Source organism: Rhodopseudomonas sp. BR0G17 (genome assembly GCF_010907025.1).
In the GTDB taxonomy this organism is placed as follows: Bacteria; Pseudomonadota; Alphaproteobacteria; order Rhizobiales; family Xanthobacteraceae; genus Rhodopseudomonas; species Rhodopseudomonas palustris_H.
Window position 1 is genome coordinate 1 of the sequence record NZ_QUML01000098.1, and the last position, 586, is coordinate 586.

General features: G+C 64.0%; 1 protein-coding gene. It reads left to right on the plus strand.

What is annotated here, in order from left to right; genetic code table 11:
* Window positions 1–116 precede the first annotated feature (116 nt).
* The coding region (locus DY467_RS25365) for an ABC transporter substrate-binding protein (RefSeq protein WP_164639800.1) at window positions 117–586 on the plus strand (470 nt) is incomplete at its 3' end.

Consider the following 586-nt stretch of genomic DNA (forward strand, 5'->3'; position numbering starts at 1 on the left):
ATGCAGACGGGAATTAGTCGCGTTCAAAACCCTCTGCTGATCACCGCGCCTGACCCGAGCGGCCGCAGCCGCGAAGCCGGCAGCGGCCCCGCAACGACGGATCGGAAGAGGGACTCATGCAGACATTCAAGGCGTTCGCGGTCGCGGCGATCCTGACGGCGCTGGCCGGCCCGGCGATGGCCCAGGTCAAGGTCGGCGTCATCGCGTCGTCGACCGGGCCGATCTCGGTGGTCGGCCTGCAGCAGAAGAACACGGTGGCGCTGCTGCCGAAGAAGATCGGCGACTTCACGGTCGACTACATCTACATGGACGACAATTCCGACCCGACCCAGGCCACCAAGGACGTCCAGAAGTTCCTGATCGAGGACAAGGTCGATGCCATCATCGGCCCGTCGGGCTCGCCCAATGCCATGGCGGTCCTGCCGTTCATCGCCGACTCCAAGACCGTGATGCTGGCGCCGGTCGGCACCACCGCGGTGGTGCTGCCGATGGACGACAAGAAGAAGTGGGTGTTCAAGACCACCCAGAACGACAACCTCGTCATGGATGCGCTGGTCGCGCACATGAAGAAGAACGGCGTCAAGAC